12 protein-coding genes are annotated in these 14,240 nt (G+C 61.7%); 3 read left to right on the top strand and 9 right to left on the bottom strand.

All coding sequences use genetic code 11. The features are described from left to right. Positions 1-59 precede the first annotated feature (59 nt). The gene (locus DK871_RS24690) at positions 60-827 is read right to left on the bottom strand and encodes an SDR family NAD(P)-dependent oxidoreductase (protein WP_161906970.1); all 768 of its coding nucleotides are present in this window, start codon (positions 825-827) and stop codon (positions 60-62) included. A 138-nt stretch (positions 828-965) separates the two neighbouring features. On the opposite strand from DK871_RS24690, the gene DK871_RS24695 reads away from it, so the two are divergent. After that, positions 966-2,114: an aldose epimerase family protein gene (locus DK871_RS24695; protein ID WP_161906971.1), complete on the top strand. Its 1,149-nt coding sequence runs from the start codon at positions 966-968 to the stop codon at positions 2,112-2,114. Between the two features lie 122 nt (positions 2,115-2,236). Here the strand turns inward: DK871_RS24695 and araH are convergent, their stop codons facing one another. The 7 genes from araH to DK871_RS24730 form a co-directional block, all read right to left on the bottom strand. Further along, on the bottom strand, positions 2,237-3,205 hold the full coding sequence (araH, locus tag DK871_RS24700) for an L-arabinose ABC transporter permease AraH (RefSeq protein WP_161906972.1): 969 nt from the start codon (positions 3,203-3,205) through the stop codon (positions 2,237-2,239). Between the two features lie 9 nt (positions 3,206-3,214). Then, the gene (araG, locus tag DK871_RS24705; RefSeq protein ID WP_161906973.1) at positions 3,215-4,717 is read right to left on the bottom strand and encodes an L-arabinose ABC transporter ATP-binding protein AraG; all 1,503 of its coding nucleotides are present in this window, start codon (positions 4,715-4,717) and stop codon (positions 3,215-3,217) included. Further along, entirely contained in the window at positions 4,714-5,718 is a 1,005-nt protein-coding gene (locus tag DK871_RS24710) for a substrate-binding domain-containing protein (RefSeq protein ID WP_161906974.1), read from the bottom strand. Before DK871_RS24710 ends, araG begins: the two co-directional genes overlap by 4 nt. Positions 5,719-5,856: 138 nt before the next feature. Continuing rightward, on the bottom strand, positions 5,857-6,720 hold the full coding sequence (locus DK871_RS24715) for an SMP-30/gluconolactonase/LRE family protein (RefSeq protein WP_161906975.1): 864 nt from the start codon (positions 6,718-6,720) through the stop codon (positions 5,857-5,859). 16 nt (positions 6,721-6,736) lie between these two features. Further along, positions 6,737-8,317 (bottom strand): aldehyde dehydrogenase (NADP(+)), encoded by a 1,581-nt coding sequence (locus tag DK871_RS24720; RefSeq protein ID WP_161906976.1) that lies wholly within the window; start codon positions 8,315-8,317, stop codon positions 6,737-6,739. Positions 8,318-8,327: 10 nt separating this feature from the next. Continuing rightward, positions 8,328-9,320: an AraD1 family protein gene (gene araD1 / locus DK871_RS24725; RefSeq protein WP_161906977.1), complete on the bottom strand. Its 993-nt coding sequence runs from the start codon at positions 9,318-9,320 to the stop codon at positions 8,328-8,330. A gap of 16 nt (positions 9,321-9,336) precedes the next feature. Continuing rightward, positions 9,337-10,659 (bottom strand): MFS transporter, encoded by a 1,323-nt coding sequence (locus tag DK871_RS24730; RefSeq protein WP_161906978.1) that lies wholly within the window; start codon positions 10,657-10,659, stop codon positions 9,337-9,339. A 192-nt stretch (positions 10,660-10,851) separates the two neighbouring features. Here DK871_RS24730 and DK871_RS24735 point away from each other — a divergent pair, with 192 nt between their 5' ends. Together DK871_RS24735 and DK871_RS24740 are read left to right on the top strand one after the other, a co-directional pair. Then, positions 10,852-12,588 carry an IlvD/Edd family dehydratase gene (locus DK871_RS24735; protein WP_019817288.1) on the top strand — a complete coding sequence of 579 codons (1,737 nt, stop codon included), beginning with the start codon at positions 10,852-10,854 and terminating at the stop codon, positions 12,586-12,588. A gap of 48 nt (positions 12,589-12,636) precedes the next feature. Then, complete coding sequence (locus tag DK871_RS24740) at positions 12,637-13,359, top strand: FadR/GntR family transcriptional regulator (protein ID WP_034126739.1); 723 nt, start codon at positions 12,637-12,639, stop codon at positions 13,357-13,359. A 7-nt stretch (positions 13,360-13,366) separates the two neighbouring features. Here DK871_RS24740 and DK871_RS24745 read toward each other — a convergent pair whose 3' ends face one another. Beyond that, positions 13,367-13,966, bottom strand: coding sequence for a hypothetical protein (locus tag DK871_RS24745; RefSeq protein ID WP_161906979.1), 600 nt, complete (start codon positions 13,964-13,966; stop codon positions 13,367-13,369). Positions 13,967-14,240: the final 274 nt, after the last annotated feature.

A 14,240-nucleotide genomic window follows, 5' to 3' on the forward strand; every position in this document is an offset into this window, starting at 1 on the left:
GTTATCGTTGACGTTTTTCGCGAGCAAGCTCGCTCCTACAACGGGCGCTTTTCGTGTCGCTACACCCAGCCGCCGTCGACGATAAAGTTCTGCGCCGAGCACATCGCCGAGGCATCCGAGGCCAAAAACAGCGCCATGTTGGCGATGTGTTCCGGCATCACGCTGCCGGGCAGGCACTGGCTGCGGGCGATGAGTTCCTTGGCGGCGTCGTCGACCCACATGGCCAGTTGTTTTTCGGTCATCACCCAACCGGGCACCAAGGTGTTGACGCGGATATGGTTGGGCCCCAGTTCCCGTGCCAGGGCCCGAGTCATGCCGTGGGCGGCGGCCTTGCTCGCGGCGTACACGGGGTAGCCGGCCGAGGCCATCATCCAGCCCACCGAGCCCAGGTTGATGATCGAGCCGCCACCGGCCTCTTTCATCATGGGCACCACCGCCTTGGCGGCAAAGAAGGCGTGCTTGAGGTTGACCGCAATCAGCTGGTCGAACATGTGCGAGTCGATTTCTTCCAGGCTATGGCGCACATCGTTCGCCGCATTGTTGACCAGTACCGTGATCGGCCCCAGGGAATGCTCGAAGCGCCCGATCGCGGCGCGGTAGCCGATCTCGTCGGTGATATCGCAGCACTCGAACTCGACACTCTGCCCTTTGGAGCTCAGCAGCGCCGCCAGGCGTTCACCCTGGCTCTGTGCACGGTCCACGAACGCCACCTTGGCGCCCTGCGCGGCGAAGGCCCGCACCATGAACTCGCCAATCCCCGAAGCCCCGCCGGAAACCAGCACGGTTTTGTCCTTGAGGTCGGGATAAATCGCTTGCTGGGTAGTCATAACAATCAGTGCTCCGCTTAATTAGTCTTATTTTATTTTGCAAGAACGACGTTAAAGGCTATAAATCTGCTGTCATATCGACAAAATATCTCAAATTAGTAGAACTATTCCAGCAAAACAACAAAAGGAAGTTCGACCATGAAGCACCCTCGATACCTGCTGTCCGGCCTCGCGCTGTCCATGCTGATCGCCAGCGGCGGCGCGCACGCTGCCGGCCTTAGCAGCGAACACAAACCCTTCGGCAAAACCAACGACGGCACCGCCGTCGAACAGTACGTGTTGCGCAACAGCCATGGCATGCAAGCCACGGTGATCACCTACGGCGGTGTGCTGCAGTCGCTCAAGGTGCCGGATAAACACGGCAAGCTCGACGACGTGGTGCTGGGCTTCGACGACGTGCAAGGCTATCAAGGCGGTACCGCGTTTTTCGGCGCCACCATCGGCCGCTTCGGCAACCGCCTGGCCGGCGGTGCCTTCGAACTCGACGGCAAACGCTACCAGGTACCGCTCAACGACGGCCCCAACTCATTGCATGGCGGCGCCCAGGGCTTCGACAAGCAGGTGTGGCAAGCCAAATCGGTCAAGGACAAAGACTCGGTGGGCGTCACCCTCACCTACCTGTCCAAGGACGGGGAAATGGGCTTTCCGGGCAACTTGAAAACCGAGGTCACCTACCGCCTCAACGACAACAACGAACTGCACATCGACTACACCGCCACCACCGACAAGCCGACGGTGCTCAACCTCACCAACCACAGCTACTTCAACCTGGCCGGCGCGGGCAACGGCGACATTCTCAAGCAGGTCGCCACCTTGCACGCCAGCCACTACACACCGGTGAATGCCACCTTGATTCCCACCGGTGAGCTGGCGCCGGTCAAGGGCACGCCCATGGACTTCCTGAAACCGACCGCCATCGGCCAGCACATCAAGGACGACCATCCGCAGCTCAAATTCGCCGAGCCGAAACAGGGTGGCTTCGACTTCAACTGGGCGCTGGATACCAAAGGGGACGTCAAGCAACTGGCCGCCGAGGTGCATGATCCTGAGTCGGGCCGGCGTTTGCAGCTCTACACCACAGAGCCTGGCGTGCAGTTCTATACCAGCAACTTCCTGGACGGTTCGGTGAAGGGTAAAGGCGGCAAAACCTATCAGCACTGGAGTGGGTTTACCTTGGAGACCCAGCATTTTCCGGATGCGCCTAACCAGCCGAGCTTTGCCTCAACGCGTTTGAATCCAGGGCAGACTTACACCCAGAGCACCCTCTTCAAATTTACCGCCGATTAAAACTGTAGGAGCGAGCTTGCTCGCGAAAAACTCACAGGCACCGCGTTTATCCAGGAAACACGCGTTATCGTTGACGTTTTTCGCGAGCAAGCTCGCTCCTACATTGATCTGATGGCCTGGGTTCAGCGTTGTTTCATGCGGTCGATGACCACGGCCAACAGCAGGATCGAACCGCGGATCACATACTGGTAGAAGGTATCGATGTTCTTCAGGTTCATCGCATTCTCGATGATCGCCAGAATCAACACCCCGGCGATCACATGGCGGATCATGCCGATGCCGCCGCTCAGCGACACCCCACCCAGCACGCAGGCCGAGATCACCGTCAGCTCGAAGCCCTGGCCGATCATCGGCTGGCCGGAGGTCATGCGTGAAGCCAGGATCACTCCCGCCAGCGCGCCAATCAGGCCGTGCACGGCAAAGATCAGGATCTTGGTGCGGTCAACGTTCACGCCGGCCAGCAGCGCCGCTTCCGGGTTGCCGCCGATGGCCATGGTGTTGCGCCCATAGGTGGTGTAGTTGAGCAGCCAGCCGAAGAACAGGAAGCAGACAATAGTGATCAGGATCGGCACCGGCACACCAAACAATTGGCCGTTGCCGAACACAAAGAACTGTTCCTGGGACACACCCACCGCCTTGCCGTCGGCAAAGATGTAAGCCAGGCCGCGCACGATTTGCATGGTCGCCAGGGTGGTGATCAAGGCGTTGACCCGCAGCTTGGCGATCACGATGCCGTTGATCAGCCCCACCATCAGGCCCATCAACAGCGCTGCGCCAATGCCCAGCATCACACTGTCGGTATCGCGCATCACAATCGCCGCCACCACCCCGGCGCAGGCGATCACCGAGCCTACCGACAGGTCGAAGTGCCCCGAGGCCAGGCAGAACAACATGGTGCACGCGGCGATGCCCACGGTGGAAATCGCCAGTCCCAGGCCGCGCATGTTCAGTGGCGAGAGGAAGTTATCGATCAGCAGCGCGCACAGTACGAAGATGCCCACCGCCGCCAAGAGCATCGCCCAGTTATCGAGCAGTGCGCGCATATCGAGGGGTTTGTGTGCCGAGGGCAACGCGTTGTTTTGCATAGTCATGGTCGTCTCTCAGTTCGCCAGGCCGCGTGGCAAGGCCAGTTGCAGCAGGTTGGATTCAGTCGCGTGCTCGCGCAGTTGTTCGCCGCGCAGGGCGCCTTCGCACAGCACCAGGATGCGGTCGGAAATGCCCATCACCTCCATCAGGTCGCTGGACACCACGATCACCGCAATGCCGCTGGCCGCCAGGTTATGGATGATCTGATAGATCTCCGACTTGGCGCCGATGTCGATACCGCGGGTGGGTTCGTCGAGCAGCAACACCTTCATCGGCATCGACAGCCAGCGGCCGAGAATGGCCTTCTGTTGATTGCCGCCGGACAGGTACAGGATTTTCTGTTCGGCATTCGGCGTCTTCACCTTCATGGCCTGGATCTGCCGCTCGGCGTTACCCTTCTCCCAGCCTTCGCGCAACAGCCAGCCAAAGGTGGAATGGGCGCCACGGGCGCTGATGTTGATGTTTTCAGCGACGCTGCCCAGCGGGATGATGCCCTCTTTCTTGCGGTCCTCCGGACACAGCAATACCCCGGCGGCGATGGCGTCGCGGGGTGAGCGCAGTTGCAGCGCTTGCCCGCACAGTTCCAGGCTGCCGGCACTGGCGCGCTCTAACCCGCTGAGCAGGCGAAACAGCTCGGTACGCCCCGCGCCTACCAGCCCGAACAGGCCCAGGATCTCGCCCTTGCGCACCTGAAAACTGATCGGTTCACGCAGGCCTGGGCCGAGCAAGCCGTCCACCTTGAGCGCCACCTCGCCCTGCTCACGCGGGCGGTAATCGTAGATGTCCTGGATATCGCGACCGACCATGCAGGTCACCAACTGGTCGTGGGTCAGCGTGCTCATGTCCTCGAAGGTGCGCACGTAGCGGCCGTCCTTGAACACCGTCACTGCGTCGCAGATACGGAACACTTCTTCCATACGGTGCGACACGTAGAGCACCACTTTGCCCTCCTCGCGCAGGCGCGTGATGATCGCCATCAAGCGGTCGATTTCCCGCGCCGAGAGGCTACTGGTCGGCTCGTCAAAGGCGATCACATGGGCGCCGCGCGACAGCGCCTTGGCGATTTCCACGAGTTGGCGCTGGCCCAGGGACAGGCGCCCTAGCTTCTCGTCGGGGTCGATTTCATCGGCCAGGCCCTTGAGGCAGGCCAGGGCCTGCTTGCGCAGCAGGCCCCGGTTGACCACGCCAAAGCGCGTGGGCAAATGCCCGAGAAACAGGTTCTCGGCCACGCTCATTTCTGGCACCAGGTGCAGCTCTTGGTGAATCACCGCCACACCGCTGGCGATGCTGTCGGCGGCGCACTTGAAAGCCATGGTTTGCGCGCCGATTTGCACGGTACCGCTGGACGGAATGTAGGCGCCGCCGAGGATTTTCAGCAGGGTCGACTTGCCGGCGCCGTTCTCGCCCATCAGTGCATGCACCTGCCCCGGGTGGGCGGTGAAGCAAATGCCCTCCAACGCCTTGACCCCGGGAAAGGTCTTGCCGATGCCGTCAAACCGCAGGGCCGCAGCGGTCATTTCCACAGCCCGATCTTGGTCAGTTCCGCCTGGAAGTTTTCACGGGTGATCAGCGTCACTTCGTCCATGGCCGTGTATTTCGGCGGCTCGGTACCCTTGGTGACCCACTCGTACATCATCTCGGCGGTTTTGTAGCCTTCAATGTGCGGGCTGGGCAGCATCGAACCGAAGAAGCCGCTGTTGGCTTTCTTCAATTCGCCGATGGCGTCGGTACCATTGATGCCGATGCCGATCACGTTGGCTGCGGCGAAACCGGCACTTTCGGTGGCGCGCACGCCGCCGAGCACGGTGTTGTCGTTCATGCCGCCGATGATCAAATTTTTCGCGCTGCCCGGCAGTTTGACCAGCGCCGAGTTGGTGGCGTCCATGCTGCCTGGGACGTCGAGGGTTTTCAGTGGGGCGGTGAGGATGTGATCTTTAGGAATGCCAGCCTCTTCCAGGGATTTGATCGAGCCATCGGTGCGTTTCTTGCCGGTGTCGAGTTCGTTGAAGGTGTTGATCACCACGTAGGTGTCCTTCCAGTCCCACCCGCGTTTTTTCGCTTCGGCGGCCATGGCGGCGCCCTGCTTCTGGCCGACTTCAAACGCGGCCATGCCCAGGTACGGCACGTCTTCCATGAAGTTGCCCTTGGCATCGACAAAGCGATCATCCACGGCCATCACTTTCAAGCCATTGGCCTTGGCCTTGGCAACAATGGCCGGGCCCAGAGACACGTCCGGCGGGCAGATCACAAAACCCTTGGCGCCATTGGCGGCCAGGCTGTCGATGGCCGAGAGGGTTTTCTCGCCGTCCGGCACCGCGATCTTGATGAGTTTGAAGCCTTTGTCCTGGGCGGCTTTTTCCGCAAATGCCCATTCAGTCTGGAACCAGGGTTCTTCGGCCTGCTTGACCAAAAAGCCGATCTTCACTTCTTCAGCGGCCAGCAACAGGCCGCTCAAGCTCATGGCCGAGACCGCCACAGCGGCGCAGCACAGGGAACGCAAACCACGACGACGATTCATACGGGTGACTCCTTGTTGTTGTTTTAGGTAGAACGTTGTAGGAGCGAGCTTGCTCGCGAAAAACCCGAAGGCGACGCGTTCATCCAGCATGAACGCGTTATCGTTGACGTTTTTCGCGGGCAAGCCCGCTCCTACAGGTTATCCGGCGAAGCGGTGACAGGGTTTTCCGGGAACATCCATTTCAATCGCCAGTACCGCACCATCCAACGGATGCCCCAAGGGGCTGGCGGCACTGGTGATATACAGCGTGGTGAGCACAGGCCCACCAAACACGCAACTGGTGGGGCGGCTGACCGGCAGTTCGATGATGCGATCCACCTCACCCGAGGGCGTTAGCCGCAGCAGGCAACTGCCATCCCAGCGCGCGTTCCAGATGTAGCCCTCGGCGTCCATGGCCGAGCCATCCGGGCCGCCGCGTGTGTGCGGCCCGAACCAGGCCTGGGCGGCGCCGAGTTGGCCGTCAGCCTGGATCGAATGCTGATAGAGCGTGCCGTCCATGCTGTCGCCGAAATGCACCTGACTGCCCTCCTGATTCCAGAGCAAGGTGTTGGGAATGCCCAAGCCGTTGAGCAACCGCGTGACCGTTGCATCCGCATCGATGCGAAACAAACCACCGGAGCGCCGGGTAATCGGCAGGTCTTCGCCTTGCTCGCCGATGTTGTTCTGCATGGTGCCCAACCACAGCCGACCCTGGGCATCGCAGCGTGCTTCATTGCCACGATTGCCCGCTTGCGGGTCGGCCACGCACAACAGCGTCAAGGCTTCGGTGGCCAGGTCCAGGCGATACACGCCGCTGCTCAAGGTCACCAGCGCATCGCCGCGTTCACAGGGGATGAACGCCGAGACGTGCTCGGGCAATTGCCACACCCGCAACTGCCCGCCCATCAGGCGCAGCGCCTGGCGGGCGGCGATATCCACCCAATACAAGGCCTGGGTCGGTGCATCCCAGAACGGCCCTTCGCCCAACCGGGCACGGTGCGGGGTGACTGCGCTCAACGACATGAAGCCTCCTGATCAGTTACAGCGATTCGCGCGATGGCGTGCCATTTACCAGGCGCTGAATACGCAAGGGGTTGGCGTTTTTCAACGCGTCGGGCAGCAGGCTATCAGGGTAGTTCTGGAAGCACACCGGGCGCAGGAAACGGTCGATGGCCAGCGTGCCGACCGAGGTGCCACGGGCGTCGGAAGTCGCCGGGTACGGCCCGCCGTGAACCATGGAATCGCACACCTCCACGCCAGTCGGGTAACCGTTGAGCAGGATGCGCCCGACTTTCTGTTCCAGCAGCGGCGTGAGTTCGGCGAACTGTTGCAGGTCGGCCGGTTCGCCGATGAGCGTGGCGGTCAACTGCCCGTGCAGCCCCTGCAGGGCGGCGCTGAGTTGGGCCTGGTCGGCCACTTCGACGAACACCGTGGTGGGGCCGAACACTTCCTCTTGCAGCACTTCGTCGCCGTCAATCAACAGACGTACATCCGCCTTGAACAGTTGCGGTTGCGCCTGGTTGCCCGATTGCGCACTGCCCGCCAGATGCTGGATGCCCGGGTGAGAGCGGAGTTTTTCCAGGCCCTTGCCGTAGCTGCCCAGGGTGCCGGCATTCAGCATGGTTTGCGCCGGTTGCTCGCCGATCAATTGCGCGACCTGCTGAGTGAACGCGGTGAACGCAGGCGAAGCGATACCGATCACCAGGCCTGGGTTGGTGCAGAACTGGCCGCAGCCTTGTACCACCGACGCGGTCAGGTCACGGGCAATGCTTTCAGCGCGGGCTTGCAGCGCCTGGGGCAGCACGATCACGGGGTTGATGCTCGACATCTCGGCAAACACCGGGATCGGTTGCGGGCGCGCCGCGGCCATGTCGCAGAGGGCGCGGCCGCCTTTGAGCGAACCGGTAAAGCCCACCGCCTGGATCGCCGGGTGCTTGACCAGCGCCTCACCGACGCCGCCGCCAAAGATCATATTGAACACGCCGGCCGGCATCTCGGTGGCCTCAGCGGCGCGGATGATCGCATCGGCCACACGCTCGGCGGTCGCCATGTGCCCGCTGTGGGCCTTGAACACCACCGGGCAACCGGCGGCCAGCGCGGCAGCAGTGTCGCCGCCAGCCGTGGAAAATGCCAGGGGGAAGTTGCTGGCGCCGAACACCGCCACCGGGCCGAGGCCGATGCGGTATTGGCGCAGGTCTGGGCGCGGCAACGGCTGGCGCTCTGGCAGGGCCTTGTCGATACGCGCGCCGTAGAAGTCACCGCGGCGCAGCACGGTGGCGAACAAACGCATCTGGCCGCTGGTACGCCCGCGCTCGCCTTTGATGCGCGCGGCCGGCAACGCGGTTTCGCGGCAGACCAGTTCGACGAAATCATCGCCTAAGGCGTCCAGTTCATCGGCCACTGCATCCAGGAACTGCGCACGCCGTGCGGCGCTCAAGGCGCGATAGGCCGGGTAAGCCTGGGCCGCGGCCTGGGCGGCGGCATCCACTTCCTGGGCGGTGGCCTGGTAGAAATCCTGGGGCAAGGCTTCGCCGGTGGTGGCGTCGATGCTTTGCAGCTTGATGCTGCCGTTGGCGCTGCGCTGGCCGCCGATGTAGTTGTGGCCGAGGAACGGGGTCATGTTGATCTCCTTAAAGGGGGGTGACTTGGCCGGGTTCAAATGCCGCATCGCTGCTGCCGATACCGTTGACCAGCGGCGCGCCGAATTCAGCCTGGCTGATCTCGAACACATCGCCCGGCTGGGTACGTATACCGTCGGCGAATGACAAGGTGGCAGTGCCAAAGAAGTGAATGTGCACATCGCCCGGCTTGAGGAACTGGCTGTATTTGAAGTGGTGGTATTCGAGGTTTTCCAGGCTGTGGCACATATTGGCCTCGCCGCTGAGGAATTCGTTCTGCCAGATGACTTCGCCGTTGCGCAGGATGCGGCTGGTGCCCGCCAAGTGCTGGGGCAGCTCGCCCACGCGCAACTCCGGGCCATAGCTGCAACTGCGCAGCTTGGAATGGGCCAGGTACAGGTAGTTCTTGCGCTCCATCACATGGTCGGAAAACTCGTTGCCCACCGCAAAACCCAGGCGATAGGGTTTACGGTCATGCCCGATCACGTAGAGGCCGCCGATTTCCGGTTCTTCGCCGGCGTCTTCGGCGAACGGCGGCACCGGGAAGGGCTGGCCCGGGCGCACGACGATGCTGCCATCGCCCTTGTAAAACCACTCCGGTTGCACACCGGCCTGGCCGGCGCCGGGTTTGCCGCCTTCCACGCCCCATTTGAAGATGCGCATGGTGTCGGTCATCGTGCTGTCGTCGCCGGCCTGCTGGTGCATCTTGTCGCGGGCCGAGGCACTGCCCAGGTGAGTAAGGCCAGTGCCGCTGATCAGCATGTGGGCCGGGTCCGGGTGGTCCAGCGGCGGCAGGATTTTGTGGTCCGCCAACAACGCGGCGTAGTCATGGCTGCCGCCCAGGCCAAAGGCCTCCACCTGGTGCTGCAACTTGCCGCCGGCCTCGATGGCGGCCAGCGCCAGTTCACGCACGCTGTGGGCGCCGCGCACTTCGCGTACTTGGCTTCCTTCTACCACGCCGACGCGGCGCTCACCGTTGCTCAACTCGAACTGAACTAAACGCATGCAAATTCTCCTGGATTTAAGTGCGTGTGGCGCCACGGGCGCTGGCGGCAAATTGGTCGACGGGCAGCACGTGCTTGCGTTCCAACAAGCGGTAGACCACAAGGGTCAGCAGCAACCCGAACACCATCACACCGGATAAGAAATACAAGCCTGAGGCCAGGTTGCCGGTGTACTCCTTGAGCGCACCGATCACGAACGGGCCGATATAACCGCCGAGGTTGCCCACCGAGTTGATCAAGGCAATACCGGCCGCCGCACTGGCGCCGGCAAAGAAGCGCCCCGGCAGGGTCCAGAACACGGCGGTGCAGGAAAACATTGCAAATGCCGCCAGGCACAGCGCGGCCATTTGCAGCACCGGCACGGTGAGCCAGGCGCTGCAGAACAGGCCGATGGCGCCCAGTACATAGAGCACGGCGAGATGGCCATAACGGTCGTTCAAGCGGTCGGAACTGCGCGGAATGATCAACAGGCCGATGATGCCGAAGATGTACGGCACGGCGGAGATGAAGCCGGTGGTGAGGTCGCTGCCGCCAAACTGCTTGATCAGGGTGGGCAGCCACAGGCCGAGGCCGTAGATGCTCAGGGTTACCGGCAGGTAGAACAGCGCCAGCAGCAACACGCGCTTGTCCTTGAGCGCATGCAAGGGGTTGCCGTGACGCGTCTGGCCGTAGGCTTGCAGGTCTTTGTGCAGCTCGCCGGTGAGCCAGGCTTTTTCTTCCTCGCTCATCCACTTGACCTTCTGGGGGCCGTCCGGCAGGAAACGCAGCACCGGCCAGGTCAGCAGGATCGCCGGGGTGCCGATCACGATAAACAGCCACTGCCAGCCATGCAGGCCGAGGATGCCGTCCATGCCGAGCAAACCGCCGGACACGGGGCCTGTGATCATCATTGCAATCGGTTGGGAGAGGATGAACAGCCCGAGGATCTTGCCGCGATGGCGCACCGGGAACCATTGGGTGATGTAGTAGAGCACGCCGGGAAAGAACCCCGCCTCCGCCGCGCCCAACAGAAAACGCATCACATAGAAGCTGTGTGGTCCCTGCACGAATGCCATGCCGATGGTGATGGCGCCCCAGGTGATCATGATGCGCGCAAACCAGCGCCGTGCGCCGAAGCGGTCGAGCATCAGGTTGCTGGGAATCTCGAACAGGAAATAGCCAATGAAGAACAACCCCGCACCCAGGCCATAGGCGGCGTCGCCGATGCCCACGTCAGCGCCCATGTGCAGCTTGGCGAAGCCCACGGCGGAACGGTCCACGTAGGCGATCAGGTACAGCAGGATCAGGAAGGGAATCAGTTTCAGCGTGATGCGCCGAATAAGCCGCAGTTCCTGGCTCATGGGGTCGATCTCCGATTGTTGTTTTTATAGAAGCTCGGGGGACGCCTCTCGCGAAAATCCGCCAGGGTCATACCTCAGTTGAGAAAGACTATATAGTAGGACTATTTGCAAAACAACACTTCCAAAGCTTGGTTTTTGCGCTTATGTTTAGCTACGGTTAGAACATATAGTCATACAATAAGAGAATCGATCATGCCTGACAAAAAGCCCGGCCTACGCTCTGCCCAGTGGTTTGGTACCGCCGACAAGAACGGTTTCATGTACCGCAGTTGGATGAAGAACCAAGGCATTGCCGACCATCAGTTCCATGGCAAGCCGATCATCGGCATCTGCAACACCTGGTCGGAGCTGACGCCGTGCAATGCGCACTTCCGCCAGATCGCTGAGCACGTCAAGCGTGGCGTGATCGAGGCCGGTGGTTTCCCGGTGGAGTTCCCGGTGTTTTCCAACGGCGAATCCAACCTGCGCCCTACCGCCATGCTCACTCGCAACCTGGCGAGCATGGATGTAGAAGAAGCGATTCGCGGTAATCCGATTGACGGCGTGGTACTGCTCACCGGCTGCGACAAGACCACCCCCGCACTGCTGATGGGCGCGGCCAGTTGTGATGTGCCGGCCATCGTCGTCACCGGCGGGCCGATGCTCAACGGCAAGCACAAGGGCCAGGACATCGGCTCGGGCACGGTGGTGTGGCAGCTCAGCGAACAGGTCAAGGCCGGCACCATCACCCTGGATGACTTCCTCGCAGCCGAGGGTGGCATGTCGCGTTCGGCGGGCACCTGCAACACCATGGGCACGGCCTCGACCATGGCCTGCATGGCCGAAGCACTGGGCACTTCCCTGCCCCACAACGCGGCGATTCCGGCCGTGGATGCGCGTCGCTATGTACTGGCGCACATGTCAGGCATGCGCGCCGTGGAGATGGTGCGTGAAGACTTGAAGCTGTCGAAGATCCTCACCAAGGAGGCGTTCGAAAACGCTATCCGCGTGAACGCAGCCATCGGCGGCTCGACCAACGCGGTCATTCACTTGAAAGCCATCGCCGGGCGCATCGGCGTCGAGTTGGACCTGGATGACTGGACCCGCATCGGGCGCGGCATGCCGACCATCGTCGACCTGCAACCCTCCGGGCGCTTTCTGATGGAAGAGTTCTACTACGCCGGTGGCCTGCCCGCCGTGCTGCGCCGCCTGGGTGAAGCCAACCTGATTCCGCACCCCAACGCCTTGACGGTCAACGGCAAGTCTCTGGGAGAGAACACCCAGGACTCGCCGATCTACGGCCAGGACGAAGTGATCCGCACCCTCGACAACCCGATCCGCGCCGACGGCGGCATCTGCGTGCTGCGTGGCAACCTCGCGCCCCTGGGCGCGGTGCTCAAGCCTTCGGCCGCGAGCCCCGAACTGATGCAGCACCGTGGCCGCGCCGTGGTGTTCGAGAACTTCGACATGTACAAGGCACGCATCAACGACCCGGAGCTGGACGTGGATGCCAACTCGATCCTGGTCATGAAAAACTGCGGCCCCAAGGGTTACCCTGGCATGGCCGAAGTCGGCAACATGGGCTTGCCCGCCAAGCTGCTGGCCCAGGGCGTGACGGACATGGTGCGCATTTCCGATGCACGCATGAGCGGCACCGCCTACGGCACCGTGGTGTTGCACGTGGCACCGGAAGCCGCTGCGGGCGGGCCGTTGGCGACTGTGAAGGAAGGTGACTGGATCGAACTCGATTGCGCCAATGGCCGTCTGCACCTGGACATTCCCGACGCCGAGCTGGCAGCGCGCATGGCCGACCTGCCGCCCGCACAGAACCTCATCGTCGGCGGCTATCGCCAGCTGTACATCGACCATGTGCTGCAGGCCGACCAAGGCTGTGACTTTGACTTCCTGGTGGGCTGTCGCGGGGCGGAAGTCCCACGGCATTCCCACTAATTGGGATGCTATGATGCGGCGAATCTAAGCCAGAGCCTCCCCGTCGTTATGGATCACCAGCCGCCCAAGCCGCGCAAGAGCCAGCATGCCCAGATCGTTCAGGACTTGGGCATGCACATCGTTTCCGGTCGCTTCAAGCCTGAAGAACGGCTGCCCATGGAAGCCACGCTGTGCGAGGAATACCAGGTCAGCCGCTCGGTATTGCGCGAAGCCACGCGAGTGCTCAGCGCCAAGGGCCTGGTGTATTCCAAGCCACGGGTAGGCGCGGTGGTACGGCCACGCTTGAAATGGCACCTGCTCGACCCGGACGTGCTGTCCTGGTTGATGCAGTCCACGCCCCACAGCGAGTTCTTCAACACCCTGGCCGGGGTGCGCCGCATCCTTGAACCGGAGATCGCCGCCATGGCCGCGACCACCGCCACCGATGAAGACATCGCCACCATCGAACAAGCTTACCAAGGCATGGAAACCGCCAAGACCCACGAGGACCTGCTGCAGGCCGACCTGGACTTCCACCGCGCGATTGCCGACGCCACCCGCAACGACCTGCTCGCCTATATGTGCAACATGCTCTCGCTGCCATTGCGCGAGTCGATCAACATCACCAACCGCCGCCCGGACATTCAGGGCCTGAGTCTACCGCGGCACAAGGCGATCCTCACGGCGATCCAGAACCGCGATGCCCTGGGTGCGCGGCATGCGTCGCTGGTGCAACTGGATGACACGCGGGTGGCGCTGGATACGGTGATGAATGTGTTGACGCCGCTGTGAAGCCGCGTCATTCCTGATTGTTATTGTTGGCCCTGGGGCAGGTGTTATCGCCGTCTTTTTTCAGCGCCAGGACCGCCTGGCGCTCAGACAACAAGTGGGTGATGGCGCCGCCGATCGCCGCAGAAATCAACGCCAACGCTTCTTTAGGCAGATTGATCGCCGCCCAGGTCAACCCACCGATCAGCAGGATGACAAACAGGATATTGAAACGTGACACGCCGAGTTTTATCGAGCGGACTATATCGGACGTGTCCTGCATTTTTTCGAAGCGTTTGAGGTCTTCGAACTTGCGCACCGATTCCAGGGTTTCCAGGTAATGGGTTTCGGCCCGCTTGAGTTTCTTGATCACATCGGCTTCAAGCATGATCTCCTCTATCTCGATCCTGACCAGGCTGATATTGGCGCCCGGGCGGCCGAGGATTTCCGAGCTCAGCGAACTTTCGGCCAGCTCGGCCAGCAGGTAGGTATAGGAGGTTTCGCTGATGTCCTTGGCATATTTTTGCAAGGCTGATGTGTAGCACTTGGTGGCGTATCGGGTGAACAGACGCTCGGCGTCATTAGTCTTTTTGATCAGCTCTTCAACTTCGTCGATCAGTTCCCGTTCCATTGTTAATATCCCTATTAAGCGTGGCTTCGAAAAGCAATGAGCGCCGACCGCTGCGCTGGCACGTTAGGGGCAAACATCCCTCGATCAAGGGCCAGTGTCTACTGTCAAACCTGACAGGTGAATAGGATGCAGGGCACTGTGGCGAGGGAGCTGGCTCGCCTGCGATAACCCTAGGCATCTACACAACTTTGCAGACCGTAGCAGCCGACGGTAACCACGATGCGAAGCGAGTCGCTCTTGATCTTGATCTGCTTTTGATCTTAGGCGCCCCGTT

It is taken from the genome of Pseudomonas sp. L13, assembly GCF_009935965.1.
Taxonomy (GTDB): Bacteria; Pseudomonadota; Gammaproteobacteria; order Pseudomonadales; family Pseudomonadaceae; genus Aquipseudomonas; species Aquipseudomonas lactis.

Excerpts from the sequence above, each read along its gene's own strand:
- araH (WP_161906972.1), bottom strand. The coding sequence starts at position 3,205 with ATGACTATGCAAAACAACGCGTTGCCCTCGGCACACAAACCCCTCGAT.
- DK871_RS24730 (WP_161906978.1), bottom strand. The coding sequence starts at position 10,659 with ATGAGCCAGGAACTGCGGCTTATTCGGCGCATCACGCTGAAACTGATT.
- araG (WP_161906973.1), bottom strand. The coding sequence starts at position 4,717 with ATGACCGCTGCGGCCCTGCGGTTTGACGGCATCGGCAAGACCTTTCCC.
- DK871_RS24715 (WP_161906975.1), bottom strand. The coding sequence starts at position 6,720 with ATGTCGTTGAGCGCAGTCACCCCGCACCGTGCCCGGTTGGGCGAAGGG.
- DK871_RS24720 (WP_161906976.1), bottom strand. The coding sequence starts at position 8,317 with ATGACCCCGTTCCTCGGCCACAACTACATCGGCGGCCAGCGCAGCGCC.
- DK871_RS24735 (WP_019817288.1), top strand. The coding sequence starts at position 10,852 with ATGCCTGACAAAAAGCCCGGCCTACGCTCTGCCCAGTGGTTTGGTACC.
- DK871_RS24745 (WP_161906979.1), bottom strand. The coding sequence starts at position 13,966 with ATGGAACGGGAACTGATCGACGAAGTTGAAGAGCTGATCAAAAAGACT.
- araD1 (WP_161906977.1), bottom strand. The coding sequence starts at position 9,320 with ATGCGTTTAGTTCAGTTCGAGTTGAGCAACGGTGAGCGCCGCGTCGGC.
- DK871_RS24710 (WP_161906974.1), bottom strand. The coding sequence starts at position 5,718 with ATGAATCGTCGTCGTGGTTTGCGTTCCCTGTGCTGCGCCGCTGTGGCG.
- DK871_RS24695 (WP_161906971.1), top strand. The coding sequence starts at position 966 with ATGAAGCACCCTCGATACCTGCTGTCCGGCCTCGCGCTGTCCATGCTG.
- DK871_RS24690 (WP_161906970.1), bottom strand. The coding sequence starts at position 827 with ATGACTACCCAGCAAGCGATTTATCCCGACCTCAAGGACAAAACCGTG.
- DK871_RS24740 (WP_034126739.1), top strand. The coding sequence starts at position 12,637 with ATGGATCACCAGCCGCCCAAGCCGCGCAAGAGCCAGCATGCCCAGATC.